Origin of the sequence: Xylanibacter ruminicola Ga6B6, from assembly GCF_000687715.1 — a bacterium.
GTDB classification, from domain to species: domain Bacteria; phylum Bacteroidota; class Bacteroidia; order Bacteroidales; family Bacteroidaceae; genus Prevotella; species Prevotella ruminicola_B.
This window is the reverse complement of the sequence record NZ_JHXD01000002.1, coordinates 62,579-88,849: the sequence shown is the minus strand read 5'-3', so window position 1 is coordinate 88,849 and position 26,271 is coordinate 62,579. Positions and strand designations below refer to the sequence as shown.

Sequence of the window (26,271 nt, the reverse complement as noted above, 5' to 3'; positions counted from 1 at the left end):
CGCCTATGACAGAGCATCCATTAGAAGTATTCCGATTCTGCCCTAAGTGCGGCAGTCAGGATTTTGAGATTCACAATGCACTAAGTCGCCATTGTGCCAACTGCGGTTTTACGTTCTATCAGAACCCACGCGCATCAACAGCCGCTTTTATCCTGAACGACAAAGGCGAACTGCTGGTTGCCCGGCGTGGTAAGGAGCCCGCCAAAGGCACCCTCGACCTGCCTGGCGGTTTTGTGGATAACGACGAGAATGCCGAAGAGGGCATGGTAAGGGAAATCAAGGAAGAAACCGGACTCATCATCGACCCCGAATCCGTTGAATATCAGTTCTCTATCCCCAATGTATACCATTACTCGGGAATGGACATACACACACTCGACCTCTTTTTCCTGTGTCACATAACAGGTGAGGCCGAAGTAAAAGCCGACGACGATGCCGCCGAACTGCAGTGGGTACCCCTCAGAGAGGTGTATGTAGAGCGTTTCGGACTGCGCTCCATACGCCAAGCCGTACACCGTTTCTTAGCACAGAATTGTTAATAAATCTGAAAATCCTCTATATAAATAAGGTGGGAGAGAGTTTTTTGCTTACTTTTGCAGCCCGAAAGAAATATAACGCGACAGAATATGCAAAAGAACTTAGTGATAGTGGAGTCGCCCGCAAAGGCAAAGACTATTGAGAAATTCCTGGGAAAGGATTACAAGGTCATGTCGAGCTACGGACACATCCGTGATTTGAAGAAAAGAGAAATCAGCATCGACGAAAAGACGCTGGAACCAGAATACGAGATTCCCGAAGAGAAGGTTAGTCTGGTAGAGGATTTACGATCAAAAGCCGGCAAGGCAGAGACTGTATGGCTGGCATCCGATGAGGACCGCGAAGGAGAAGCTATCTCATGGCACCTTTGCGAAGTATTAGGATTGGATGAACAGAAGACTAACCGTATTGTATTCCACGAGATTACCGAATCGGCTATTCTCGATGCCATCGAGCATCCACGCCATATCAACATGGATTTGGTCAACGCACAGCAGGCCCGCCGCGTGCTCGATCGTCTGGTAGGTTTCAAACTCTCACCAGTACTTTGGCGTAAGGTTAAGCCCGCCCTTTCAGCTGGTCGTGTACAGAGTGTTGCTGTACGACTGATTGTTGAGCGCGAGCGCGAGATACAGAATTTCAAGAGCGAGCCTTATTATAGTGTCAGCGGTGTGTTTGCCGTTGTTAATCCCGACGGCTCAGCCTCGGAGGTTAAAGCCCAGCTCAGCAAGCGTTTCAGCACCGAGGACGAAGTGATGGAATTCCTGGAGAAGTGCAAAACTGCCACTTTCTATGCCGATGCCATCACCAAAAAGCCATCAAAGCGTACACCTGCCCCCCCATTTACCACATCTACCCTGCAACAGGAAGCAGCCCGCAAGCTCGGCTTCACCGTTAGCCAGACAATGATGGTGGCTCAGCACTTGTACGAGAGCGGACGTATTACTTACATGCGTACCGACTCTGTAAACCTGTCGCAACTCTGTTTGAACGCCAGCAAGAGCGAGATTGTAAACCTCTATGGCGAGAACTATAGCAAACTGCGCAAGTATCACACCAACTCAAAGGGCGCTCAGGAGGCGCACGAGGCCATCCGTCCATCATACATGAATATGACTGAGATCGAAGGCAGTGCCCAGGAGCGTAAACTCTACGATTTGATTTGGAAGCGTACCATCGCCAGTCAGATGGCCGATGCGGAGATTGAAAAGACCACCATTACCATCAAGAGCGATGGTATCGAAGAAGTATTCACAGCTCAGGGCGAGGTTATCAAGTTTGATGGTTTCCTGAAAGTATATCGTGAATCATCCGACGATGACGAGAATGGCGAGGATTACAGCCACTCATTGCCTGTTATCAAGAAAGGACAGGAGCTCACACGTCGCGAAATCCTTACCACCGAGCGTTTCAGTGCCGGTCCACAGCGCTACACCGAGGCCAGTCTGGTACACAAGATGGAAGAGTTAGGTATCGGTCGTCCATCAACATATGCCCCAACCATCTCTACCATCCAGCAGCGCGAGTATGTGATGAAGGGCGACAAGAAAGGCGAAGAGCGTTTCTACTCTATCTACCAGCTGAAGGGTAAGCAGATTACCCAGAAAACCCGTAAGGAGATGGCTGGCTCAGAGCGCGGCAAGCTGTTGCCAACCGACATTGGTACTGTAGTAAACGACTTCCTGATGGAAAACTTCCCTGGCATCATGGACTATAACTTTACTGCCAAGGTAGAGCAGGACTTTGATAAGATTGCCGAGGGCGACGAGAAGTGGAAGGATATGATGAAACACTTCTACAAGGACTTTGAGCCAACGGTTGAGGAAACTCTTAACAGCCGTCAGAAGTTCAAGGCTGGTGAGCGCGAGTTGGGTAACGACCCCAAAACTGGTCGCCCAGTATTTGTAAAGATTGGCCGCTTCGGACCTGTAGTACAGATTGGTTCGTCGGAGGATAAGGACAAGCCTCAGTTTGCCCAGTTACCTAAGGAGCTGAGTATGGAAACAATCACCTTGGAAGAGGCTATGGAGCTGTTTAAGCTGCCACGCGACTTGGGTGAGTTCGAAGGTCTGCCCGTAAGCGTTGGTGCTGGTAGATTCGGTCCTTACGTTAAGCACGACCGCATGTTTGCATCGCTGCCAAAGGATGCCGATCCCATGGCTATCACTCTCGACGAGGCCATTGTGCTCATCCAGGAGAAGCGCCGACAGGAAGCAGCCAAGCACATGAAGTTCTTCCTTGAGGATCCCAAGCTGGAGATTATGAACGGTATCTACGGTCCTTACCTGGCCTACGACGGACAGAACTATCGCCTGCCAAAGAACCTGCACGAGAACGCCAAGGATCTTACCTACGACGAGTGCATGAAGATTATCGAGCAGATGAAGAGCGAGGAGGGGGATAAGAAAACCGCCAAGCGAGGTGCAAGAAAAGGTGCTGGCAGAAAGGCCGCCACTAAGAAGACAACCACAAAAGCAGAGGCAGAGGCATGAAGCGCATCATTCTGATAGGCTATATGGGAGCCGGCAAAACCACCATCGGTAAGGCTCTCTCAAAGGAGTTAGGTGCCACCTTCTACGACCTTGACTGGTATATCGAGAGCCGCATGCGCAAAACAGTGGCACAGATATTTGCCGAACGTGGCGAAGAGGGGTTCCGAAAAATGGAGCACAGCATGCTGCACGAGGTGGCAGAGTTTGAGAATGTCATCATTAGCTGTGGCGGCGGCACGCCCTGCTTCTTTGACAATATGGACTATCTGAACCAGCAGGGACTGACGGTTTACCTGAAGGCCGATCCCGAGGTACTATACAACCACCTGCTGATGGGCAAGGTTGAGCGCCCGCTGATTAAAGGCAAAAGCCCCGAGGAGCTGATAACCTTTATCCGCCAGCAGCTGGAGAAGCGCGAGCCTTTCTACACTAAAGCCAAATATACGCTCGACGTGAGTCTGATGGACAACTACGAGAAAATCAAGATTAGCGTCGACAAGATAAAAGAACTATTAGATTTATAACATATTCATATCCGTTTAGAAAATGAAGAAATGGACGATTGAGGATTCAAAGGAGTTGTACAACATCAACGGTTGGGGCACTTCTTATTTTGGTATCAACGACAAGGGCGATGTTTACGTTACCCCCAGCAAGAACAGCACACAGATTGACTTGCGCGAGGTAATGGACGAACTGGCACTGCGTGATGTTACGCCACCAGTACTGTTGCGTTTCCCCGATATTCTTGATAATCGTATCGAGAAAACGTGGAGCTGCTTTAAAAAGGCATCCGAGGAGTACGACTACAAAGGCGAGAACTACGTGGTTTATCCCATCAAGGTAAACCAGATGCAGCCTGTGGTCGAGGAGATTATCTCGCACGGCCGCAAGTTCAACCTTGGCCTTGAGGCTGGTTCAAAACCCGAGTTGCATGCCGTTATCGCCATGCAATGCCAAAGCGACTCAATCATCATCTGTAACGGATATAAGGATCAGAGTTATATCGAACTGGCCCTGCTGGCACAGAAGATGGGCAAGCAGATCTTCATCGTAGTTGAGAAGATGAACGAGCTTGAGATTATCGCTCGCGAGGCTAAGAAGATGAATATCCGTCCAAACATCGGTATCCGCATCAAGCTGGCCTCAAGCGGCTCAGGCAAATGGGAAGAGAGCGGTGGCGACGCCAGCAAGTTCGGATTAACTAGTGCTGAACTACTAGAAGCTCTAGATTTTCTAGAGAAAAAAGGACTGAACGACTGTCTGCGCCTCATCCACTTCCACATTGGTAGCCAGATTACCAAGATCCGCCGTATCCAGACAGCCCTTCGCGAGGCTTCGCAGTTCTACATCCAGCTGCACAAGATGGGCTACAACGTAGATTTTGTTGACTGTGGTGGCGGTCTGGGCGTTGACTACGACGGAACCCGTTCTCCATCCAGCGAGAGCTCAGTAAACTATTCAATTCAGGAGTACGTTAACGACTGTATCTACACCTTTGTAGAAGCAGCCAACAAGAACGGACTGCCTCACCCCAATATCATTACCGAGAGCGGTCGCTCATTGGCTGCCCACCACTCAGTGCTGGTTATCGATGTACTTGAGACAGCCTCACTGCCCGAGATGCCCGAGGAGTTCGAGCCAGATGCCAACAGCCACCAGTTGGTTAAGGACCTGTATGAGATTTGGGACAACCTGAGTCCACGTAATGTCCTGGAGGACTGGCACGATGCCGAGCAGATTCGCGAAGAAGTTCTCGACCTGTTCAGTCATGGTATCGTCGACCTGAGAACCCGTGCTGAGGTAGAGGCTATGTACTGGAGTGTATGCCACGAGATTCATGCCCTGGCCAAGAGTCTGAAGCATATTCCCGAGGAGCTCATGAAGATTGACAAGCTCCTGGCCGACAAGTACTTCTGTAACTTCTCATTGTTCCAGAGTCTGAGCGACTCATGGGCCATCGACCAGGTATTCCCCATCATGCCTATTCAGCGTTTGGACGAGCGTCCCACACGTAATGCTACCATTCAGGACATTACCTGCGACAGTGATGGTAAGATAGCCAACTTTACCACCAATCGCAACAACTCGCACTCGCTGCCTGTTCATGCACTCAAAAAGAACGAGCCTTACTACTTAGGTGTGTTCCTGGTAGGTGCTTATCAGGAAATCTTAGGCGATATGCACAACCTGTTCGGCGATACCAATGCCGTTCATATCTCTGAGAAAGACGGCACCTACCACATCGACCAGATTATCGATGGTGAGACCGTCGAAGAGGTTCTGGAATACGTGCAGTACAACCCCAAGAAGCTGGTTCGCCAGCTGGAGGTTTGGGTTGCCAAGAGCGTAAAGCAGGGCAAGATCAGTTTGGACGAGGGTAAGGAATTCCTCTCTAACTACCGCTCAGGACTCTACGGATATACCTATCTTGAGTAGGCAGTTTCTTCTCATGCCATCATCTATCAGATGATACAAGTCGTACTTCAATACACTAAATAACAATTCGACGTGCGTTACCAAAATCATCTTACACTGCCTAACGATGTGCAGGAAGTGCCCCAGCTCAATGCATTTGTAGATGAGGTGTGCGAGACTGCAGGCCTCGACATGAGCACAACGATGAAGATTAACCTGGCCATCGAAGAGGCTGTGGTTAACGTCATGAACTATGCCTATCCCAATGGTAAGGGCGATGTGGATATCGATGCCCAGATAAACGATGAGCATCTTAAGTTTGTCATCAGCGACAGCGGTACCCCCTTCGACCCAACGGTCAAAGCCGAGGTCGATACTACGCTTTCAGCCGAACAGCGTAGTATCGGCGGATTAGGCATTCACCTGATACGACAAATAATGGATACCATTAACTACGAGCGTGTAGATAATAAGAATCTACTCACACTCAGCAAAAATATCACTAAAAAATAAATAGTTATGAAAACAACATTCAAAGAAGAAGAGAAGAATTTTGTGATGTACTTCGAAGGTCGTTTGGATACGGCTGCATCAGCAGAGGTTGAAAAGAGCATGGCTCCACTTTACGAATGCACAGGTCACGACATTATTCTGGATTGCACAGCACTCGAGTATATCTCATCAAGTGGTCTGCGCCTGTTCCTTGGTCTGCTCAAGGCCGCAAAGCCCAAAGGCAGCCATGTTTATCTGCGCAACATGAACGAGGATCTGCGCCAGGTGTTTGCCATGACTGGTTTTATTAATCTTTTTGAGTTTATCTAATGCGCCTGTCGCCACATTGCGAAGCGTTGCTGCAGGAGTTCATCGACCTGCGGCCACAACTGATACGGCTTGACAACCAGATTTTCGAGCTGTTACAGACCACCATGCAGCAGCAGGGCATCGAACTTAACAGCATCGAGCACCGCATCAAGGGTGTTGAGTCGTTGGCTGGTAAGTTAGAGCGCAAAGGCGAGAAATATCACTCGCTAAGCGACATTACCGACCTGATTGGCCTGCGCATTGTTACCTTCTATACCGATGATGTGGATAAGGTAGCAGCCATTGTCAGTCAGTTGTTCGATATCGACTGGAGCAACTCTGTTGATAAGCGCAAGCTGCACGATTTCAACAGCTTTGGCTATAACTCGCTGCACTACATCTGCCAGCTGCACGAGGGTAGCATTCCCTTCGAGATACAGATACGTACAGCACTGCAGCACACGTGGTCGGCCATCGAACACGACATCGGCTACAAGGGTGCCGTTAAACTGCCCCCACAGTATCGCCGACAGTTCAGTCGCCTGGCCGGTATGTTAGAGTTGGCCGACGATGAGTTCAGCCGTCTGCGCACCACTATGACCGAATACCGCCGACAGATACAAACGCTGGTAAAATCAGGCAACCTAAGCGAGGTAACACTCTCTACCGACTCGTTCCGCAGCTATCTTGAATTGCACCCATTCGAGCGTCTTAACCAGCGTATTGCTGCTGTTAACCAGGCCGAGCTGTTCCCCGCCTCGCTGATGCCTTTCCTACGCGTTCTGGAGCATTTTGGCATGGAATCGTTAGGCGATGTACAAGCTATGGTCGACGATTTGAGCGACACAGCCTATCAGCTGGCCCTGTCGCAGTTGGCTGTTACCGACCTTGATATCCTGTCTGAGTCGGTTGGTCTGCAGAACCTGTGCGTGGTTTACGCCTTGAAGCATGGCGGCGGTCGCGATGATGTGAAGATGATTTACGACACCCTGTACGGTGCCAACGAGAGTAACGCTATACTGGCCGATGCCATGATACGCCAATACAAGGCTATCGGACAAAAGCAGTAACACTCATACACATATTATAAAAAATGAAAGAGAAACTAACAATTGTAAAAGTAGGTGGCGCCGTGGTCGAAGACGAGGCCCAACTCAGTCAGCTGCTCAAGGATTTCAGTGCCATCGAGGGCAACAAAGTGCTCATTCATGGCGGTGGCCGTCGTGCCACTCAGGTAGCAGCAAGCCTGGGCATCGAGTCGAAGATGGTTGGCGGACGCCGCATTACCGATGCCGACATGCTGAGCGTGGTAACCATGGTTTACGGCGGACTGGTTAACAAGAACTTGGTAGCCCGCCTACAGGCTAACGGTGTAAACGCTCTAGGCCTCACTGGTGCCGATATGAATGTGATTCGCAGCCATAAGCGCCCCATTAAGGATGGTGTGGATTTTGGTTTTGTGGGCGATGTTGATCGTGCTGATGGTGAGATGCTGAGCCGCCTGATTAAGGCAGGTATCACACCCGTGATGGCACCACTCACCCACGACGGTCAGGGACACATCCTGAACACCAATGCCGACACCATTGCCAGCGAAACAGCTAAAGCCTTAGCTCCCTACTACGATGTAACGCTCATCTACAGTTTCGAGAAAAAAGGTGTACTGCGTAATCCCGACGACGATGATTCGGTTATACCCACCATCACCCGCGCCGATTTCGAGCAGTACAAGGCCGACGGCACCATCAGTGGTGGCATGCTGCCTAAGATCGAAAACGCCCTGAGCGCCATCGATGCTGGCGTTAGTCGGGTTATCATTACCCTGGCCACTGCCATCGATGGAGAGAGCGGCACAAAAATTTTCTAATTTTTTTTGTTTTACTTGTAACTTTTGCCCCAGGTTATTCGTCATTTAATAAGAGAGGATGAAAAAGATAAGTTTTAAAACTGACATCTTGCCGCTGAAGAACGAGCTCTACAGGCTTGCCCTCCGCATCACCCTCAACCCTGCAGAGGCAGAGGATGTAGTACAAGACACGATGATAAAGGTGTGGAATCGCCGCGAGGCATGGGACGACATCGAATCGATTGAAGCCTTTTGCCTTACCATCTGCCGCAACCTGTCACTCGACAGAATGCGCCACTTGGAAAACCAGAACCAGAGTCTGGAAGAAGGCGATCACGACAAAGCCGACCAGAGCTACGCCTCGAACCCTGAAGAGCAGGCTATGCAGCGCGATCGCATCGAGCTGATACGCCAACTTATTAATGAGCTGCCTGAGAAACAGCGAAGCGCCATGCAGTTGCGCGAATTCGAAGGCAAGAGTTATAAAGAAATAGCGTCGATTATGGCTGTCAGCGAAGAGCAGGTGAAGGTAAACATCTTCCGCGCTCGCCAAGCCATCCGACAAAAATATATTGAAACCGAGAAATATGGATTATAAGTATATCGAACAGTTACTGGAGCGCTACTGGCAGTGTGAAACCACACTACAGGAAGAGTCAATTCTGCGCACATTCTTCAGTCAGGAGGATGTACCAGCCAGTCTTATGCAGTACAAAGCGCTGTTTGCTCTCGAGCAGGAGAAGCCTGAACTGGGCGATGACTTTGATGCCCGAATACTCGAAATGGTAGGCGAGAACACCGAAGCGCCAAAGGCCAAGATGGTAACCCTTACCTCACGCCTCATGCCGCTGTTCCGTGCTGCAGCCGTGGTAGCCATCATCCTAACATTGGGTAACGCCGCACAGGCCCCTTGGGACCGCGGATGGGACGACCCGAAGGATGCATATGCAAAGTTCCACCAGCAGCATCAGGCCGACTCCGTTAATACCCTCGGCACTATGCAGGCCGAGAACATGGTCGACACCGCTAAGGTTAGCGCCACGGATACGCCCGCCTTATATGAATAAGATATTTTTTTCTATGCTTTCTTTATAAATAAAACAAGTAAAACAATTAAGACGCCGAAAGCTGTGAAGCCCCGGTTTGTTTCTCTCAAATTTTCAGGAAATACTAACGCTGAAGTTAAAGGCTGCACGTTTGTGCAGCCTTCTTCAATGTTATATGGTTTAAGCTTTCTTCATTCTCAGGTTAAGCTGGTAGATAGCTGGTATCAGTATGCACAGCGAGAAGAGCACAGCCAGCAGCACGCGCTGTTCGCCAAACACCTGCGCCATCGTTGGGTCGCCTGTACCATAGGCTGCCATCGATACGTTATACATGGCATAAGCCATCGAGTTATTCACCCAATGCACCACCACGCCAGGCACGATACTACCCGTACGGTAATACATCCATCCCAGCAGCAAGCCAGCCAGAAAAGCATGCGGCATCTGAGCGGGGTTAAAATGCGACAGGCCGAACAGAGCTGCCGATATAGCTATGCACAACCAATGGTTCTGGTTCCACTTAAGCAAAGCACGCAAGATAGCACCACGAAACACAACTTCCTCTACCAGTGGTGCCAACAGTCCCACTACCACATAACCTAAGCGACTACCCATCAGTTCTTCCAATCCCTCCTGCATCAAATTTGGCAGTTCGGGCATCACTTCTTGCAGCCACATAGATGGAACGATACACCCCACCGACGCCATTGCTGCCCAGAACAGCACCATCCAAGGGCGCGTACGTATCCAATTTCTGCTAACCACAGCCCACTTGGTTGCTAAAAACAATATCAGTCCCAGCACGTTAAATGCTATCAGCGTACCAATCATAAACTCAGTACCCATGACGCCGCTATTCCCTAATAACCGGTTCCAAACCAGCTGGGCAACTGTCGACACCACTACCTGAAGGGCAGCAAACAGCACGGTATAAATAATCGCATTCTTCATATCCATATTTACTTTATTATCTTTTCAAATATATCTCTAATTAATACCTCGTCTTTCTCTATCTGACGTTTTAACTCGTCAGCCGACGAAAAGTGTTGCTCCAAGCGCACAAGTTTTACAAAACTGATGGAAACTTGCTTGCCATACAGGTCACCCTTAAAATCAAGAATATTCACCTCAAGAGTGCGCTGCTTCCCATTAAAAGTAGGACGTTTGCCTATGTTCATCATCGCCTGCATAGGTTCGCTCCCATCAATACTGGCCAACACAGCATAAACACCGTCGGCAGGTATCAGCTTTTCTGCATTGTCAGACATTACATTAGCCGTAGGATAGCCTAACCCTGTACCGATATGTTCACCTGTCACCACCCGACCAGTAAGCGTGTAATAGTAATTAAGCATCTGCGAGGCTTCAAACACCTTGCCCTCTTCGGTTATCAGATGTCTTATCAGCGACGAGCTTACAGGCACATCAAACCCATCAGGGCATACCTCCATAGCCTTAAATACGTGTATATTAAGCGCTTTACCATATTCCACATAGTCGCCGAACGTTTCCTGGCGCCCACGTCCAAACTGGTTATCGTAGCCTATACACAGAGCTTTTACATTCAGGTGCTCGTGCAGTATCTGCGCCATAAACTCACGCGCCGTGAGCTGTGCTATCTGCATATCAAAAGGCAGCACCACCAAGTAGTCGATGCCAAGTTCGCCAAGCAACTGTATCTTCTCGTCGAGTGTGGTAATCAGCTGCGCCTGGAAACCAGGCACAAACAGCTGTTGTGGCAACTTATCGAAGGTGATTACCATTGATTTGTAGCCATGCTGCTGTGCTTCGTCCATCATCTGCTTGATAACCTGGCGATGCCCAGCATGAACGCCATCAAACACGCCTATCGTAGCAGCGCACTCGGGCACTATCATCGTATCTTTTATATCGTAGAATATCTCCATATTAGGCTGCAAAGGTACTCAAAAATCCGCAATTTACCCCTGCCAATCAATCATTTTTAGTTATTTTCTCTTAATAATTTGGATATTTAAAGAAATTGCCGTACCTTTGCACTCGCTTTTCAAAGCAAAGGCATCGGACTTGTAGCTCAGTTGGTTAGAGCAACAGACTCATAATCTGGAGGTCCCTGGTTCAAGCCCAGGCTGGTCCACAAAATCAAAAAACACTATATTTGCAATTCCTATTAAACTTTTGAACGACATGAAAAAGAAGATCTTTTTAGGGCTCTTCGCCGCTATTCATATTTGCGGCTTAAGCATATTTACATCATGTTCAAAGAACAATGATAAAAAGATGTTAGGAGTGGATACAACAAACCGTGTCGATAACTATAGCGACATGGATAATTTGGTAGAATCCCTTCCTTTTTCAGAACTTCAAGGCATAAGCGTTGGAAATGCACAAGACAATGATGCCCAAACAGGTGTAACGGTATTCTTTTTCCCAGAGGCATCCATGGCCTCAGCGGTAGTCCTGGGTGGTGGACCTGCATCGCGCGAGGTACCAGTATTAGACCCTCAGCGCAACACACAGCCTCTCAACGCTCTGGTTCTCAGTGGTGGTTCTGCTTATGGCTTGGCAGCTTCCGACGGCGTGGTAACCTGCCTTGAAGAACATGGCTATGGCTATAACACAGGCTACGGACTGGTACCCATTGTATGTCAGAGTTGCATCTTCGACCTTTCATACGGCAAAAGTAACATCCGCCCCGACCGCGAAATGGGTTATAAAGCTTGTCAGAATGCCATTGCCAGCAACTCACCACTCAGCGGCAATGTAGGTGTCGGCACAGGTGCTACAGTAGGTAAACCTGGCGGCATGGCCACAGCCCAGAAGAGTGGCATTGGTTATGCTGCAGCACGTCTTGGACAATTGGAGGTAGGTGTAGCCGTTGTTGTCAATGCCTTAGGCGACATCTTCCAGGATGGTGTTAAGATAGCAGGCATGACCACCATCAACCGCAAGGGCTTTGTAAGTGCCGAACAGGCAGTGCTCAAGAACCAGTATTCCGATCTGATAGCAGGCAATACCACCATCGCAGCCGTGTTTACCAACGCCCATCTGAGTGTCGCCGACCTACAGAAGGTGGCAAATATCGCCTCTACCGGCATGGCACGCAGCATACGGCCAGTGTTTACCATGGCTGATGGCGATACCGTTTATGCCATTTCCCTTAGCGGCGGTATGATTTTGTCGGACGTCAACACTGTTGGCGTGCTGGCCTCGCTGGTGATGGAGAAAGCCATTGCAGATGCAATCCTCGCCAGCAAGATTGCCGACGAGGAATATCTGCATAATATCTAAACATGTTTGTTTTTATTTCTTTTCCTGCTCGGCCAGCTTGGCTAAGTAGTACTCGCGAACGTCCTGCCACTTGTAATAGGGCCATGTGTCGGTTTTAAGCGGCATGTGGGCCTCGCGCTCATTAAACAATACTTTTACTAGGATATCGCCTGTTTTTCCCTTTTTGGGGCGATAGAAGATAAACTGCACGTTACTGCCTGTAGGGATGAGGTAGTAGGTGCGGAACGAGTTTTCGAGCTCGTCGAGGTTATCAACCTGTACAGCCGATCCATCCAGATCCAGCATACACAGCAGAGGCAGTACTACGGTATCATGACCAAAACGTAGCGATACCTGAGTCTGTGTAACGGTGTCGGCAGTCTCAATTATGTTCTTCAGCAGGTTCTTCTGGTTCCACTGCATCTTGCCGCCTGTTTGTGGAGCATTGCTGTAAAGCAGATACCAGTACAGGTTGTTGCTGCGCCACAAGTCGCGCAGTTCCTCTGGCGTAAAGAGTTCCAACAGGGTGGCATCGCCATCATGACTCTGCATGTTCAGCGCCACATCAGCTATCTTGCTCATCAGTGAGCCTGTAGTTACATTCAGATATACCCAGTGCTGATCGTTAAACAGCTGCTGCATCAGGCGCTCAGGGTGCTTCAAACTGTCGCTCATGGCCTGCTGCTTCTGCATGGCACGCATCACGTTCATCTGTGGCATACCCATGCCGCGCTCCTGGCGCGATGGCGAGTAGTTCATATAGTGCATATCAGCCTTACTGGCATCATTAAAGATACGGGCCGATGGATTAGCAGCCTGCAGCTCCTCGCACTCGGCCATCATAGAGATAATGGCACGGATAGAGGTAGTAGAAACCGAGTGGATAGGCAGATTGGGTGTCTTGAAAATCTCAGGGAAGTTCTGCGCCATACGCTTGGCAATACCATGGTGCTGACGCTGACCAGTAGCTGTCAGGTCGCCCAGTCGGTCCTTAGTAGTCTTCTGCATCGAGTCGAGCTTAGCCAGCACCTTATCGCCCAGTGGCGTCAGCTTGCCAGCATACTTGGCCTTGCGAAGGGTTTGCACTGGCATGGCATAATCGTTCTCCTCAAGCAGATAGCGGGCACCATGGCGACCATAGTGCGACAGATAGTAAGGTTCGTAGCCCTTAGGGGCAGGAGTAAGAGCCGTGCGTGGCAGATGATCGTAGTCGGTCATGTTACCAGCAGCCAAGAACTTGTCGGCAGCAATCTCTTCGAGCGCTGTCTTTCCTGAAAAACGTGCGATTTGTGCCTGAGCAGTCATCGTACTTGCCATCATCAGGCAAATAAAAATCTTTTTCATACAGTTGATAATAAAATGGTTGATAAATGATTATGTAATGTCTGTTATTTACGGATTGAGAGGCACAGCAGCGTCAGGTCGTCGTTAGGTTCTGCACCTGCACGATGGTTGTTTACCACTATCTGCAGACGGTGTATAACCTCCTCGGATGTCAGCTGCTCAGTACCCTGCATGGCTTCCAACAGACGTTCGTCGCCCAAACGGTCCTGACGGTCGTTCTCTGCCTCATTCAGTCCGTCGGTATAAACCAACAGCTGTCGGTTGCGTATATCCTCTATCACCTCGCCCTCAAAGGCCTTGCACTCCCACAAGCCCAAAGGTTGGTTAGTGCTGCCCATCTCCAGGAACTTACCGTCCAGTATAGGCACGTTATGACCGCAGTTACAGTACTCCAGTCGGCCCTTAGGCAGGTCAACCATACCAATAAACATAGTTACAAACATGCTCTGGTCGTTGTCCTTTACCAGGAAGTTGTTCATCATCGTAGCAATTTCCCATGGCGAACGGTTCTGCTGGGCAATAATACGGAACAGGTCACGTGTAATCGCCATAAACATTGCTGCAGGAATACCCTTACCCGATACGTCGCCCACACAGAAGTAAAGGCGCTCGTTCTGCAGGAAGTAGTCATACAGGTCGCCACCAACCACCTTGGCTGGGGTCATCAGTGCATACAGGTCGATATCCTTGCGCTCTGGGAATGGTGGGAACACACGTGGAATCATACCCATCTGTATGTCGCTGGCCACCTTCAACTCACTCTCGATAGAGGCTTTAACAGCTGTGGTGCGCTTCAGCTCGCTGATGTAGTTTACCAACGAGTGCTGCATGTCGCTGAACGAATGCGTGAGTTTACCAATCTCGTCGATACGATTATCGCGTGGCAACGTTTTGTCGAACTGTCCCGATGCAATCGTCTCGGCCTGCTGTGCCAACGTGTTCAGTGGCTTCAGCTCGCGCTTGATGATACGACTGAAGGCCAGACGCATCAGTATCAAGCCGGCGATAACGATAAAGATAACTATCTTATACAGACGCATGTATCCGCCAAAAATATCGCTCTCAGGACAAACCATAGCCACACTCCAGCCCGTAATGCCAAGTGGCTTGTAGAACACGTAGCTCTCCTTGCCTTCGAACACCAGCTTGCGCACACCTGTTTCGCCACGCTGCATGGCATGTCCCAGGTTGGTAAGTGCTGTATCAGGATGCTCGAGTGTGGGCGTAAAAATACTCTCGCGCAGCAACTTTGTAGTATCAGGGTGTACAAAATAAGTACCACTCTGACCTATCATAATGCAATACGAATTGGGATAGGGCTTTACTTCGGATATGGTTTTAGATATCCACTCCATCGAGATATCAGTAGAGAATGTACCCACATAGCGGCCCTTCGAATCCTTCATTGGGCGGCAGTACGAAGCAATAATCTCCTCGGCATAGACATCCTCAGGGTTGAAATCAGCAAACGGCTCAATCCACACTGGCTCATCCAGCAGTTTGGGAGCCTGATACCAGTCCATATAATGATAGTCGTAGGCGGGATTACCTTCCTGAGTGGTGTCGAATTTGCCATTGTCGTTAAGGGTATAGGCCGAGAAATAATGGCCCTTATCGGGGAAATAGTTAGGTTCGAAAGCTATCGAGCAACCGTTCAGATCGGGGTTGCAGGTCAGGATACGGCGCGAATACACAAACATCGAGTCGGCCACATCCAAGTGTCGCAATGGCAGCCACATAAAGTTGTCGGATGCTATCTCCACACGCTGCATCAGCACGTTTACACGCTGCACTGTGTTATCCAGCACCTGAGCCGCACCGTTCAGCGCCTCCTCGCGCACAGCCTTACGCGACTCTACAAACAAGAATCCAAGTGATCCCAGAAAAAATATCGAGGCCATCAGTACAATGATAATACTAAGGCGACGTGACAGGGAAGTGCGGATATAGTCTCTTGGATTCTTCATGTGGTATTAACGATCTAATAATTCTTTGTAAGTAATGTCGCGCTTCAGCATCCCATTCGAGCGCATCAGCATATTGGCTTTCTTCACCATATCGGGGCGCAAACGGAACTCGCGTTTCTTCGAGTCGCGGTCCACCTGCAGGCGCAATATCTCTTTCAGCATCAGGCGCTGCAGCGTACGATTGGTAGTAACGTGGTTCTGCTGTACATATTTCATCACAATATCCAGCGTTTCCTCTGGGTGCTCGCTGGCCCATTCCCAACCCTTACGACTGGCACGGGCAAACTTCTCTGCCTTGGCCTTATGTGTCTCGTAGTAGTCGCGACGCATATACAAGCCATCGTCCTGAATATTGTAACCATGGTCGCTAAAGCGATAAACATTATCCTTGGTAAATGTAAAGCCCATCTGCATCAGCTGGTAGTACTCGTTATAGCTCATAGCCAGCGTGGCGTCGATGGCACCTTTTATAAACAAGTCGAAGTTCGATGTAAACTGTATCCACTGGTAATTCAGATGCTCCTTGCGACTCATGCAGATGGCCACCTGTCCGAATCCGGCATGCCAGATACCCACACGGGCACCCTTCTGCGTGAGCGGATTCTTACCACGGCGCGATACGATAACCGTAGAGTTGTTCATCGATGTTTGCAGGATGTTCACCAAAGGCACACCTTTGTCCATAATCTCCATCGCCAAGCAGAGTGGCAGCGTGGTGGCATGACTCTCGGCCTCCTGAATGCGGTGCATAGCCGTTTCGGATACCGATGGGTGTACTATATCCACATCCAGACCTTCGGCCTTATAGAAGCCTTTTTCCTGGGCCACATAATAACCAGCAAACTGCGCGTGGGCAGTCCACTGTGGCGTAAAGACGAACTTTCCAGTGTATTTCTTCTGCGCCAGCAACGGCAAGCAAACAGCAAGCGTTATAGCAGTAATAAATAATTTTACCTTTGGTTTCACGCCGCAAAGATACGAAAAATTATCTAACTTCCAAAACTATTACCCATTAATTTCCAATAAAAATCAGGGCAGCCACCGTAGTGCCCGCCCTGACGTATAAAGATTGTATAAAATGTATACTTCGGATTAATAACCAGGGTTCTGCTCCCAAGTTGGATTCAGGTCAAGCATCTCCTGCTCTACTGGCATGATACGACGACGCTTATCGAAGTTTGCATCGGGGAATCCCTGATAATGAGGGAAGAACTCATCCTCGAAGTGACCAAAGCGAATCATATCGTTACGACGCCAGTTCTCATCGAAGAACTCACGACCACGCTCGTCGTAGATCTCAGCAAGTGTAGGCTCAGCAGTAATCTGAGGTGCACCAGCGTAAGCACGAATCTGATTGAAGAGATCTTTAGCACCAGCCTGTCCTGTGCGTACAAGTGCCTCGGCCTTCATCATCAAGATATCAGCATAACGGAAGATGGGCACATCGTTTGACTGGTTACGACCATTGTTATATTCTGCTGGGGTGGTATACCATTTAATAGAGTGGCAGCCCTGCTGGATGGCATTATCGTCATTACCAACGTCAATAGTGTTATCTTTCTTAACCAGCGTAATGTCCTCTGTGAAATGAACCTGCTTGTTGTTATACATGAATGGCTCAGAAGTTGGCTTAAGAGTCTTTGGATCGCGAATGTAAACGTCACCACGCAAGATGCATAGGTTACGGATGTCACCATCGAGACAGAACAACTTAGCAAACTCAGGAGTTACAACCATATTACCACCAAACGACTGTGTAAACTTGTCTGAGAATCCATAATAATTAGGCACCAAGTTCTTCAACTGTTTGAAAGAACGAGGACGGGCATACTGCATTCCCTGTCGAGTAAGAGCATCATAAGGCATTGCATAGATAAAGTCCTCAATCTGTGGACCATTATCATAAGAGAACTTGTGCAGATAGTCAACAGAACCAAGATTAAACTTGCCACTATTAATAATATCATCACAAACCTCAATACAAGCATCAAGCTTTGGATTGGCATCAGTTGCTGCATCATACTTGTCAACCGACTCTGCTGTATAAACAGCCCAGTTGATATAGAGTTTAGCCAGCAGAGCCTTAGCCATCCATTTGGTTGGCTTGCCATAGGTGTTCTCTGTTACGTCCTCAGTGAGCGAAGGAATAATATCAATAAGCTCACTCTCAATCCACTCTGCTACTTCCTTACGTGGAGAGCGATTAACGACCTCACCCTCTGCAGGTATTTTTTCAAGAATTGGTGCATCACCAAAACAATCCATCAGAATCCATGTAAAGTAGGCGCGCATAGCACGGGCTGGGGCTGTCATCTGAGCAGAAGCGCCACTACCCAAATCCTCAAGAATGGTATTTACCTTTGTGATACCAGAAGTTACGTCTGAGTACCAGTCAACAGCTTCGTCAGTAGCTCTACTATCATGAAGGGCTTGATGATGATAGGTTCCACTATCATAATAACCTCCATCGAAAGACAGAGCAGTAAATTCATCAGATGGAAGAGATTGAGCCTCCATATAACGACGACCAAGTGTTCCTGAAAGATGGAAATAAACGTCAGCCATCTTTGCTTCTACCATAATCATAGGATCTACACCAGAATTCTTACTGGGGTCGTATGTGTATTGAGAATCTGGATTAACATCCAAATTTGTACAGCTGGTAAGCGCTACGGCAAACATGCCAGCTGCAAGAAATACTTTATTTAGTTTCATAATGCTTGAATCTTATTAAATGATAATAACTTTATTTCTTCTTGCCATCGCCAAAGTTAATCTTCACACCAACCATGAAGGTACGTGCGTGTGGGAAACGACTCCAACGGTAGTCGATACCTGGGTCGATACCACCAAGGTTAACCTCAGGATCGAGTCCCTTGTAGTTGGTGATAGTAAGAAGGTTGTTAGCTGTACCATAGAGGGTAAGATCCTGGATCCAGTTGTCGAAACAGTTGCGGAATGTATAGCTCAGAGAGAGCGACTGCAAACGAACGTATGTTCCCTTCTCAATATAACGATCTGATGGCAGAGAGCCAGAAGCATCGCCAGCGGGGTTAGACAAGAACTCCTTCAGTACATTCTTACCGTCAGAGAACAACTGTGCACTGGTGTAGTGAGCACGTGGGCTGTTGTAAACATCATTACCGAATACACCAGTAATAAAGGCGTTCAAACTCCAATCCTTATAGGTCAGGGTATTGTTCCAACCAGCATTCAGCTTAGGCTGAGCGCAACCTGTGATAGCACGATCTTTTACACTAGGATTGTTGGTAGTTTCACCAGTCTTATTTCCATTCTCATCAAGAACGTAATACTCAGAGCGTTCAATAATATTTCCATCAGAATCTGTACGTTTCACTGTACCTGCATACAAATAGGTGTAGAATGTACCAATAGGTTGTCCTTCCATAATGCGTTGTGTCCATCCGTTTCCAGCAACACCAGCTACGTCAGGATCACCCTGAGTCAGGTTAGTTGTATGATAGGTCTCGTTCTGCATTTTGTCAACTCTGTTCTTATTGTGCGACAGGTTGATAGTGGTGCTCCATGTAAAGTTCTTAGTACGAACAGGAACGGCATTAATCGAGAACTCAATACCCTTATTGGTCATCTCACCCACATTGGCATCCATATAACCGTATACATGTTCTGTAGTAGAAACAGGATAGCCCCAGATCAGATCCTTAGTTTTCTTATTATAAACCTCGATAGTACCATTAATGCGGCCTCTCAAGAAAGCAAAGTCCAAACCGATGTTCAACATCGATGTTGATTCCCACTTCAAATCAGGGTTAGCGTTCTTGGTAGCTGCATATGTACGATAGGTCTTACCATCATAGGTAAATGTACCAGAAGCTCCATAAGTTTCGTATGAAGAATAAATATCAAAGCCCATAGCATTACCTGATACACCATAACCAGCACGCAACTTCAGGTTATCAAAAATCTTCTGATCCTTCATGAAGCTTTCCTCTGTAATATTCCAAGCAGCAGATACTGATGGGAAGGTACCCCAGCGGTTGTTCTTACCAAATACTGAAGAACCATCACGACGAATAGTAGCCTGCAGCATGTAGCGGCCATCGAACGAGTAGTTAGCACGTCCGTAGAACGAGATATTCTTTACATTCTCAACATAGCCACTTGATACAGAGTTCTGAACACCGAGAATAGTCTGTGCATACGACATATTATACCATGTCAGGTCATCATTATAGTACCCCTCAACACTCAGGCCGAAACCATCATTGTTCTTTTTCTTCTCCCAAGTATAACCGGCCATCAGGTCAACCTTGTGCTTACCTGTTGTAAAGCCGTAGTTCAGATAGGTCTCAAAGGTCTGCTCGTAACCAAAATAGGTATTACGGCTGGCCTGACCATTCTTATTACCAACACCCTCAATCTGAGAATCGCGAGTATTGTATGCACTATATGTGCTCTGATAGTTGCTCCAAGAATAGTTTACATTCCAAAGGAGGCCCTTCAGAATCTCAAGTGTGGCCTTACCGATAAACTGGTTACGCTTCCAGATGGTCTCAGAGATATTCTCCTCCATCAGAGCCAGTGGGTTGTAGTTCTTTGATCCCTTACCAATTGACCAAGTTCCATCAGCTTCTCTGATAGGATTGGTTGGCGAGTAGTAGTTCATCGCATCGAGAACAGAAGCACCCTTGTCACCTGTAGGTACACCAAAGTGCTTACCATACATAGCATTCAAACTCATCGACAGAGTGAGGCGATCCTTCAGCGTCTTAGTAGAAACAAGTGAACGTAAATTGAAACGATCCATACCTGTCATCTTAATAACACCTTCACGCTTCATCAGGTTACCACTAATCATATAGTTGGTACGTCCGTTACCGCCATTGATGCCCACATTGTGATTATGGCTGATACCTGTACGCAACACCTCATCCTGCCAGTTAACATCAGCACCACCATCCTTCAGAGTTACGCCATTCTTAGAGGCATACTGACGCAAGTCAGAAGCTGAAGCAACATCATACTTTTTCAGGATATGATCAAAAGCCACATAACCATTATAGGTAACGTTGGTTCTCTCCTTATCACCCTTCTTGGTAGTAATGATGATCACACCGTTGGCAGCCTTCGAACCGTAGATAGCTGTAGCTGTAGCATCACGCAGCACATCGATGCTCTCGATATCATCAGGAGATACAATAGAGATATCAACACCAGGAATACCATCTACAACATAGTATGGCGACATAGCACCTGTACGCAGTGTAGAAGCACCACGCAACGTGATGGTTGGTGAACCATTTGGGTCGGCTGTTGAAGAAACAACCAGTCCGGGCACCTTACCCTGCAGCATCTGACCTGGGTCGGTAAATACACCACGGTTCAGATCCTCGGCCTTAACAGTTGTGATAGATGAGGTAACATCCTTACGGCGCATGGTACCATAACCTACTACTACAACTTCGTTCAGTACCTTGTTGTCCTCTTCGAGAGTTACCTTCATGCCATTGGTAGCGGCAAGAGTCTGAGAAAGATAACCTACATACGAGAATGTAAGCTTAGCTCCTTGTTTTACGGTCAGCGTAAAGTCACCATTGAAATCGGTCACTACACCATTGTTGGTGCCCGTTTCCAGAACGCTTACGCCAATGAGAGGCTCACCGGTTGCGTCCAGTACAGTTCCCGACACCTTGTTTTGTGCCAGCATCACTGTACTGCACAACAGAAAGAACACGAAGAACATGGCCTTCTGAGTTCCTTGCTTGAGATTTAGGATCTTTTGCATAATCATTAATTAAAAGTTAGTATAAAAAGAATATTAAAAGTTTTATCTTATTTCTACAATAGCGTTTTCGGTTATCAGGGGTACCTGCATGGCCTGCATAGCTTTCAGGTCAGCCTTGATAAAGCCCTCGCCCTTGCAAGGCCTCTTATCCATACTACGCGAACCTTCACCCTGAAGTCGTACGCGTACATTATTAAAATAGATGTCCTTTACCTTGCCAGGCACGTCGCCACCTACAAAGCAGCCATTCTCGCTGGTGCTGGTAATGTTATTGAAGTAGATACGACTCACCTCGCCGCAACGACCCTCAATCTGCCCCTTGGGGAATCGCCAGTTGGCATCCTTATGATTGCCGTTGGCACGTGGATAGCTGGTCACATAGATAGGCTCGGCCTTACCCCACCACACATCGCTCCACAGGCGGCAATCCAACTGGATGTTCGAGAACACCACATCGGTAACGGTTCCCTCGTCGCGATTCTGGATGCCCAAACCACGGTTCGAACCTGTGATAATGCAGTTATCAAACACCACGTTATAGATAGAGTCCATATTCTCGCTACCAATCTTGATGGCGCACGAGCGGCTCGACATCACACAGTTGGTAACAGTAATGTCGTGGCACGAACCATACTGTTCGAACTCACGACGGTTTTTCAAGCAGATGCAGTCATCGCCACTGGTGATATGGCAGTTAGCGATACGCACGTGTTTTGAATGGTCGATATCAATACCATCGCCATTGCGGATTTTCAAGTTATTCAATAAGTTGATGCCATCAATCACTGCTTCATCACAACCAATCAGGTGAACGGTCCAGTAAGCGCCCTCCTTAATGGTTACATCGCGAATGGTGAGGTTCTTTACATCGGTAAGTGTGAGCACATGTGGACGGGGATCAAAAGTTTGATCCTTCAGCGGTTTCAGCTCGTAGCTATCGCTCAGCTCGGCACCCATAAAAGCGATACCGTTACCATGAATGGTGCCCTTACCACAGATGCTGAGGTTCTCAGCATGCTCGGCCCAAAGCCACAGCATACCCTCGCCACGATTCTCACCAAAGGCGCTCAGGTGGTAAATACTTTCATTGGGGTTTGCCTTCAGGGTGGCAGTAGCTTCCAGATAAAGCTCAACATTGCTCTTAAGCTGAATAGGACCAGCCATGAAGGTATGATTACGAGGTAACAGTACGCGACCGCCACCCTCAGCCGAACAGCGGTCGATAGCACGCTGAATGGCCTGGGCATCGTCTGCGATACCATCACCTATAGCTCCTGCTGCCGTCACATCGTAAACCGTCTGTGCCGCTGCTGACATCATTGTCATCCAAAGCAGGAAAACCTGCAAAAATGTTCTTTTCGTCATTTATTTCTTAGTAGTAACGAATAATTCCGAATGCAAAGATAGTATATTTCTCGAATAAAACAAAATATTTAGAAAAAAATGTTATCTTTGCACCGAAATAAAGAATATATTCAATCAAAAGTCAACAAAATGACAGATATTTGCTGTATCGGACATATCACTCGTGACAGGATCATTACGCAGGTACCCCCCATAACCACACACTGCGCAGGCGGTTCGGCCTACTATATGGCGTGGGCTATCCAGGCACTGCCCCATGACGTTAATTTCCACCTTATCACCTCGGTTAGCAGCGAGGTGATGCCCGAAGTTGAGAAACTTCGCCAGGCAGGCATCAAGGTTACTGCCTATGAGAGCGATACCAACGTGTTTTTTGAGAACAAGTATGGCATCAACATGGACAACCGCACACAGCGGGTACTGGCCAAGTCGGCTCCGTTTACGCTTAACGAACTGAAGGACGAGCAGGCACACGTGTTTCATCTTGGCACGCTGCTGGCCGACGACTTTGCACCTGAGATTGTGGAGTATTTGGCCACCAAGGGCGATGTGAGCATCGACGTTCAGGGCTATCTGCGCAAGGTGGTAGGCGAAGAAGTGCGCGCCTGCGAATGGACAGACAAGCTGCGCCTGCTGAAGCACACAGCTATCCTGAAGGTAAACGAGTGGGAGTGCCAGACGCTGACGAACATGACCGACCCTTACGAGGCCGCCCAGCAGATTAACGACTGGGGAGTGCGCGAGGTGATTATCACCTTAGGTGGTGGCGGATCGGTGATCTATGCCGAGGGACAGTTCTACGAAACCCCTGCCTATCCGCCTGCCAAACAGGTTGATGCCACAGGCTGTGGCGACACCTACAGCGCAGGCTATCTGTATGCCCGTGCCAGGGGGATGAGCTATATAGAAAGCGGTCAGTTTGCAGCCGCCATGTGCACGCTGAAGCTGGAACACACAGGCCCCTTTGCCCACAGCATCGACGATGTGCGCCAGATTATCAAGAACAATCAATAACAACTATAACAAATGATGTACCTATTTAACAACCATTCACGAGGCCTGCTACTATCCGTGCTGCTGACATTGGCAGCTGGCAGTAGTCAAGCCCAAGACAGGCTGTATGCCAACGAGTTTCCCTTAGGGGATGTAACCCTGCTAAACGGTCCGCTGAAGCATGCGCGCGACTTGAACATCGAGACGCTGCTGAAGTACGACAACGACCGCCTGCTGGCACCTTATCTGAAAGAGGCCGGACTAACCCCCAAAGGCAAGTCGTACCCCAACTGGGACGGACTTGACGGACACGTGGGCGGCCACTATCTGACTGCGATGGCCATCAATGCTGCTACTGGCAGCCAAGAGTGCCGCGAGCGCATGGAGTACTGGATTAGCGAGCTGCAGGCCTGTGCCGATGCCAATGCCAAGAACCACCCCGACTGGGGCCGTGGCTATGTGGGCGGTGTGCCCGGCAGCGACCGTATCTGGAGCAACTTTAAGAAAGGAAACTTCGGCCCCTACTTTGGCGCGTGGGTTCCTTTCTATAATATACACAAGATGTATGCCGGCCTTCGCGACGCGTGGGTTTATTGTGGCAACGAGCAGGCCAAGAAGCTCTTTCTGGGCTTCTGCGACTGGGCCATCGACCTGACAGCCAATCTCACCGATGCTCAGATGGAGCGCGCGCTGGATACCGAGCATGGTGGCATGAACGAGGTGCTGGCCGATGCCTACGCCATCACTGGTGAGCAGAAATATCTGGATGTGGCCCGTCGATTCTCGCATCGCCGCCTGCTGAACCCGCTGATGCAGCGCCGCGACGTGCTCGACAACATGCATGCCAACACCCAGGTGCCCAAGGTGATAGGTTTTGAGCGTATTGCCGAGCTGAGTGGCGACGAGGCTTACCACACTGCAGGCGCCTACTTCTGGGATATCGTAACAGGCGAGCGCACACTGGCCTTTGGTGGCAACAGTCGTCGTGAGCACTTCCCCAGTCGCGAGGCTTGTCAGGACTTTGTGCAGGATATCGACGGTCCTGAGAGCTGTAACACCAACAATATGCTGAAGCTCACCGAGGATCTGCATCGTCGCAACCCCGAAGCCCGCTATGCCGACTTCTTCGAGCTGGCTACCTTCAATCATATACTCTCAACCCAGCACCCTGAGCATGGCGGCTACGTATATTTCACTTCAGCCCGTCCGCGCCACTACCGCAACTATTCGGCTCCCAACGAGGCCATGTGGTGCTGCGTGGGCACAGGCATGGAGAATCATGGCAAGTACAACCAGTTTATCTACACTCACAGCGGCGATGCCCTGTTTGTGAACCTGTTTGTGGCCTCAGAGCTTAACTGGAAAGCCAAAGGCATCACCCTGCGCCAGGAAACCAGTTTCCCTTATAGCGAGAACAGCCGTATCACCATCACGCAATCATCCAACACCAAACAGCCAACACCCATCATGGTGCGCTACCCCGGCTGGGTAAAGCCAGGCCAGTTCAGCGTTAAGGTGAATGGCAAGCCTGTGAGCATCGTCACTGGTCCATCAAGCTATGTAGCCATCAATCGCCAGTGGAAGAAGGGCGATGTAATAGATATCCAGTTCCCCATGTACAACAGTGTGAAGTATCTGCCCAATATGCCACAGTATATCGCCCTGATGCATGGTCCTATCATGCTGGCCATGAAGACAGGCACAGAGGATTTGGCACACCTGATAGCCGACGACAGCCGATTCGGCCAGTTGGCCACAGGCAAAAAACTGCCTATCGACCAGGCCCCTATCCTGGTTAACAAAGATGTGGAGAGCATCGCCAACCAGCTGCAACCCATAGCAGGCAAGCCCCTGCACTTCAACCTCAGCACCAAGATGGTAAATAAGATTGAGGGCGAGCTGATGCCTTTCTTCGAGCTGCACGATGCCCGTTACATGATGTACTGGTTGGCGCTCTCTGAGGATAGCTACAAGGACTATCTGGCCAATCTGGCCAAGCAGGAGCAGGAGCGCCAGGCACTCGAGGCCCGCACCACCGACAAGGTGCAGCCAGGCGAGCAACAGCCTGAGAGCGACCACTTTATGGAGACTGACCAATCGACCGTGGGCAACACAAACGACGTGTTCTTCCGCGATGCCCGCGATGGTCACTATTTCAGCTATCTGATGCAGACGGGCGGCAAGACCGACCTGAGTCTGCGCCTGAAATACTGGGGGGTAGGCGACTGGAAGAATCCCGAGTTCGATATCTTTGTAGATGACGCGCTGGTAACCACCGTTAACCTCGTCGGCAAGTATCGCACCTCACAGTTCAAGTTCGAGGAGTATCCCATCCCCGCCCAGTTGCTCAAGGGCAAGAAGCAGGTGCGCATCAAATTCGTGGCCAAGCCCCACAAGCAAGTTGGCGAGATTTACGAAGTGAGACTAATTAGTAACAATCAATAAT

At 49.1% G+C, this 26,271-nt stretch carries 21 protein-coding genes and 1 tRNA gene; 14 read left to right on the top strand and 8 right to left on the bottom strand.

Annotated elements, in window-relative coordinates; translation table 11 throughout:
- The first annotated feature begins 5 nt into the window (after window positions 1–5).
- From T500_RS0102025 to T500_RS0101980, 10 genes are all read left to right on the top strand, one after another.
- Window positions 6–539, top strand: a complete 534-nt coding sequence (locus tag T500_RS0102025; RefSeq protein ID WP_028906733.1) for an NUDIX domain-containing protein — start codon at window positions 6–8, stop codon at window positions 537–539.
- 87 nt (window positions 540–626) lie between these two features.
- Entirely contained in the window at window positions 627–3,029 is a 2,403-nt protein-coding gene (gene topA, locus T500_RS0102020) for a type I DNA topoisomerase (protein WP_013064748.1), read from the top strand.
- Window positions 3,026–3,553 carry a shikimate kinase gene (locus T500_RS0102015; protein WP_013063930.1) on the top strand — a complete coding sequence of 176 codons (528 nt, stop codon included), beginning with the start codon at window positions 3,026–3,028 and terminating at the stop codon, window positions 3,551–3,553. The genes topA and T500_RS0102015 overlap by 4 nt, the downstream gene beginning before the upstream one ends.
- 22 nt (window positions 3,554–3,575) lie before the next feature.
- Entirely contained in the window at window positions 3,576–5,468 is a 1,893-nt protein-coding gene (speA, locus tag T500_RS0102010; protein ID WP_013064814.1) for a biosynthetic arginine decarboxylase, read from the top strand.
- 72 nt (window positions 5,469–5,540) lie between these two features.
- Window positions 5,541–5,960 (top strand): ATP-binding protein, encoded by a 420-nt coding sequence (locus T500_RS0102005; RefSeq protein ID WP_028906732.1) that lies wholly within the window; start codon window positions 5,541–5,543, stop codon window positions 5,958–5,960.
- 6 nt (window positions 5,961–5,966) lie between these two features.
- Window positions 5,967–6,269 carry an STAS domain-containing protein gene (locus T500_RS0102000; RefSeq protein WP_028906731.1) on the top strand — a complete coding sequence of 101 codons (303 nt, stop codon included), beginning with the start codon at window positions 5,967–5,969 and terminating at the stop codon, window positions 6,267–6,269.
- A complete protein-coding gene (locus T500_RS14940; RefSeq protein ID WP_051611827.1) occupies window positions 6,269–7,318 on the top strand; it encodes a GTP pyrophosphokinase family protein in 1,050 nt (349 codons plus the stop codon). Before T500_RS0102000 ends, T500_RS14940 begins: the two co-directional genes overlap by 1 nt.
- Before the next feature lie 23 nt (window positions 7,319–7,341).
- Window positions 7,342–8,115: an acetylglutamate kinase gene (gene argB, locus T500_RS0101990; protein WP_028906730.1), complete on the top strand. Its 774-nt coding sequence runs from the start codon at window positions 7,342–7,344 to the stop codon at window positions 8,113–8,115.
- Between the two features lie 58 nt (window positions 8,116–8,173).
- Window positions 8,174–8,692, top strand: a complete 519-nt coding sequence (locus tag T500_RS0101985) for an RNA polymerase sigma factor (RefSeq protein WP_028906729.1) — start codon at window positions 8,174–8,176, stop codon at window positions 8,690–8,692.
- Window positions 8,682–9,161, top strand: coding sequence for a hypothetical protein (locus T500_RS0101980; RefSeq protein WP_028906728.1), 480 nt, complete (start codon window positions 8,682–8,684; stop codon window positions 9,159–9,161). Before T500_RS0101985 ends, T500_RS0101980 begins: the two co-directional genes overlap by 11 nt.
- Before the next feature lie 159 nt (window positions 9,162–9,320).
- Here the strand turns inward: T500_RS0101980 and T500_RS0101975 are convergent, their stop codons facing one another.
- Window positions 9,321–10,091 carry a CPBP family intramembrane glutamic endopeptidase gene (locus tag T500_RS0101975; RefSeq protein ID WP_028906727.1) on the bottom strand — a complete coding sequence of 257 codons (771 nt, stop codon included), beginning with the start codon at window positions 10,089–10,091 and terminating at the stop codon, window positions 9,321–9,323.
- 8 nt (window positions 10,092–10,099) lie between these two features.
- Window positions 10,100–11,047, bottom strand: coding sequence for a bifunctional riboflavin kinase/FAD synthetase (locus tag T500_RS0101970; RefSeq protein WP_028906726.1), 948 nt, complete (start codon window positions 11,045–11,047; stop codon window positions 10,100–10,102).
- A 135-nt stretch (window positions 11,048–11,182) separates the two neighbouring features.
- Here T500_RS0101970 and T500_RS0101965 point away from each other — a divergent pair.
- Window positions 11,183–11,256 (top strand) — tRNA-Ile (locus T500_RS0101965).
- Window positions 11,257–11,408: 152 nt separating this feature from the next.
- Complete coding sequence (locus tag T500_RS0101960; protein WP_196243452.1) at window positions 11,409–12,410, top strand: P1 family peptidase; 1,002 nt, start codon at window positions 11,409–11,411, stop codon at window positions 12,408–12,410.
- A 12-nt stretch (window positions 12,411–12,422) separates the two neighbouring features.
- Here T500_RS0101960 and T500_RS0101955 read toward each other — a convergent pair whose 3' ends face one another.
- From T500_RS0101955 to T500_RS0101930, 6 genes are all read right to left on the bottom strand, one after another.
- Window positions 12,423–13,733: a histidine-type phosphatase gene (locus T500_RS0101955; RefSeq protein ID WP_028906724.1), complete on the bottom strand. Its 1,311-nt coding sequence runs from the start codon at window positions 13,731–13,733 to the stop codon at window positions 12,423–12,425.
- A 44-nt stretch (window positions 13,734–13,777) separates the two neighbouring features.
- A complete protein-coding gene (locus T500_RS0101950; protein ID WP_080694752.1) occupies window positions 13,778–15,700 on the bottom strand; it encodes a SpoIIE family protein phosphatase in 1,923 nt (640 codons plus the stop codon).
- Between the two features lie 6 nt (window positions 15,701–15,706).
- Window positions 15,707–16,666 (bottom strand): ABC transporter substrate-binding protein, encoded by a 960-nt coding sequence (locus tag T500_RS0101945; protein ID WP_028906722.1) that lies wholly within the window; start codon window positions 16,664–16,666, stop codon window positions 15,707–15,709.
- Between the two features lie 126 nt (window positions 16,667–16,792).
- A complete protein-coding gene (locus tag T500_RS0101940; RefSeq protein WP_028906721.1) occupies window positions 16,793–18,415 on the bottom strand; it encodes a RagB/SusD family nutrient uptake outer membrane protein in 1,623 nt (540 codons plus the stop codon).
- 31 nt (window positions 18,416–18,446) lie between these two features.
- Window positions 18,447–21,467 (bottom strand): SusC/RagA family TonB-linked outer membrane protein, encoded by a 3,021-nt coding sequence (locus T500_RS0101935; protein WP_028906720.1) that lies wholly within the window; start codon window positions 21,465–21,467, stop codon window positions 18,447–18,449.
- 42 nt (window positions 21,468–21,509) lie between these two features.
- The gene (locus T500_RS0101930; RefSeq protein WP_028906719.1) at window positions 21,510–22,832 is read right to left on the bottom strand and encodes a glycoside hydrolase family 28 protein; all 1,323 of its coding nucleotides are present in this window, start codon (window positions 22,830–22,832) and stop codon (window positions 21,510–21,512) included.
- Between the two features lie 129 nt (window positions 22,833–22,961).
- On the opposite strand from T500_RS0101930, the gene T500_RS0101925 reads away from it, so the two are divergent.
- Together T500_RS0101925 and T500_RS0101920 are read left to right on the top strand one after the other, a co-directional pair.
- Entirely contained in the window at window positions 22,962–23,846 is an 885-nt protein-coding gene (locus tag T500_RS0101925) for a PfkB family carbohydrate kinase (RefSeq protein WP_028906718.1), read from the top strand.
- 12 nt (window positions 23,847–23,858) lie between these two features.
- Window positions 23,859–26,270, top strand: a complete 2,412-nt coding sequence (locus T500_RS0101920) for a beta-L-arabinofuranosidase domain-containing protein (protein WP_230580818.1) — start codon at window positions 23,859–23,861, stop codon at window positions 26,268–26,270.
- Window position 26,271: the final 1 nt, after the last annotated feature.